1 protein-coding gene is annotated in these 2,600 nt (G+C 40.1%); it reads right to left on the bottom strand.

Features of this window, described 5'->3' with window-relative positions; all coding sequences use genetic code 11:
* Nucleotides 1–1,717 precede the first annotated feature (1,717 nt).
* Nucleotides 1,718–2,600: DEAD/DEAH box helicase (locus ABYD77_RS18755; RefSeq protein WP_372771615.1), on the bottom strand; the 883-nt coding region annotated here is incomplete at its 5' end.

Below are 2,600 nucleotides of genomic sequence, written 5' to 3'. Positions count from 1 at the left end.
TTTTTAGCCCAAAACACGTCCCTGAAGCTGCGCCACAAAGCACTATTGAGCGATTAACCACGTTATCTGGCTCTGAAATATTTGCTGATTATAATAAAGCATCACAACAATTGGTGTTTCTTCACCGAGAATCAAACATCAGTGCGCAGCAACTTTACATTAAAGATTTAATTACGAATGAAATTCAACGTTTAAGCTGGGATCATAAACACTATACCGATAGTTTTTGGTCGCCAGATGGCAAGCAGTTAGTCTTTACATCTGGTTTTGGTCCGAAAGTAAAACACTTTGTCGCAAGTTTCGATGAAAACCGTAATGTCACTGACGTAACACCGTTTGAAATAACCGCAAATACGCCAAAATACATTCTTGGCTGGCAAATTGATCAGTCAGGGCTATGGCTTGCAGATGAAGTAACGAATCCAACTCCTCACAGCATTTATCGTTTTGATTTTAGCACGCAAGATATAGAACCAGTGTCTTTACCCAATGTTACTGGTCGTGGTGATTACTATGCTGCGCAGTCAAAAAATGGTGAGCAGTTAGCTATTTTGAGAGAAGTCGAAAACAATCAGTCATCTTTAATCATTGTGGATTTAATAAGTAATGATGTGATTGCAAATCACTTGCTGCCTTTTACGGCAAACCGCATGGTATGGTTGTTTGACGACAGTGGTGTGATTATTAGTAACTTTTTTGGCCAAGCTGCCACGTTCAAGTTGGCAAATAACGGCTTTGCTTTTGATATCGATCTTCCCCCTAATGCAATCGATATTTATGCAAGTTGTGGTGAACGCTGTTTGATCTTAAGACAGCACAATGGTGACTACTTGGATTTAAAAGAAATACCACAGCCCAAATTAAACCAAGTGAATCACAGCGAAACACCGCACCTTTTTAATACTCGGGTGTTGAAAAAAACTGGCGCGCAGGACTTACCGCAGTATGTCGGTGAGCATAAAGCGCTCGTTTATGCTTCATTAATGGATAATCAGCTAGCTTTGAAGTTACTAAATAATAACAACCAAGAGCAGGATATTGTTGCGTTTGCTACGCCAGAAGGCCTCAGTGCGATAGCTGCTTCTTTTGATGGCAATCGGGTTGCGGGAATTGTTGATGGGCGCTTATTTATTGTTAATGATATTCACTCGATTAAAACGGCACATCCTCCAAAGTTTGTAAGTAAAGCGCTTGAGCGTTTAGAAAATCCAGTATGGCATGAAGATAATGATCATTTATACCTTGCTCATTATGTTGGTAATTCGCCTGTCATTATTAAATTAAATACGCAAACTAATGAGCGCAGTCGAGTTATTGATGGATTTGTGAGTTTTAAAAAGAATTCTGATAATAAAAGTGCAATTGCAATTGACCCAAGCTTAATAGCCTGGCATTTAACAAAACAAGATGGCCAATGGCAAAAAATGAATGCGCTCGGCAAGGTGCACTCAGCAAATGTGCATCGTTGGGATTATTTGGACGATGTGCTTTATTACACAAAATTGGAACAGCGGGTTGGCTTGCTTTGTCAGCGAACAATAAAAGCTCAAACAAGCGTAGGCGAAGAGCAATGTACCACGATAGGTAAAAACATGTTTCGCTTAAATTTTGATATTCAACCAAACGACTCCACCCTAGTTATGGTGGAATCGTTAAGTGCACAAAGTGATATTATTCGTTTAACTTGGTAAGCGAAGTTACACTATGGTTTTGCAGCTTATTTGTTGGCGTTAAATTTAACGTTATTTGGTTTACGTCTTGGGCGTTTGCTTTGCCCATTGTGTTCACTTTTTCCTTTGCCATTTTGTTTTGGTTTATCAGCACTTTGTGGCTTAGATTTATGTGATGAATTTTTCTTCTTTGGTTTACTTACGGCTTTTGCCTCAGCTTTTACCTTATCGTTGGTACTCGCGTTTTCTTTTGGCTTTTTCGGTTTCTTAGGCTTTTTAGCTTTGATTGGGCGCGTATCTAGCTTTGATTCTGGTACTGGATTTTGCGGTTCAAAACCGGCTTCAATTTTACGCGGGATAAGTTCTTGAATTAGGCGTTCAATACCAAATAAATCTGCTGCGACGTCTTCTGTAACGAATGATATTGCTTCACCCGATGCACCCGCTCGGCCAGTACGGCCAATACGGTGAACGTAATCTTCATACACATTCGGCAGGTCAAAGTTAACTACATAAGGTAGCTCTTGAATATCAAGGCCGCGGGCTACAATGTCTGTTGCAACCAGTACATTTACATCACCTAATTTAAAGCCATTAAGGGCATTCATACGTGCGCTTTGGCTTTTATTACCGTGAATTGCAGCGGCATTGATTTTGGCTTTTTCAAGGTCACGAACTAGACGGTTTGCACCATGCTTAGTACGCGTAAATACTAATACTTGTTGCCAGTTATTGGTTTTAATTAGGTGTTTAAGCAAGCTAGTGCGTTTACTTTTATCAACCGGGTATGCCCATTGGGTTACTGTTTTAGCTGTTGTATTGGCAGGAGCAACTGAGATTTCGATTGGGTCGTTAATTAGGCCTTTAGCAAGCGCACGGATATCATCAGAAAAGGTTGCTGAAAACAGTAAATTTTGACGTTTTTCAGGC

It is taken from the genome of Pseudoalteromonas sp., from assembly GCF_041629635.1.
Classification (GTDB): Bacteria; Pseudomonadota; Gammaproteobacteria; order Enterobacterales; family Alteromonadaceae; genus Pseudoalteromonas.
This window is presented reverse-complemented; position numbering and strand designations above follow the sequence as displayed.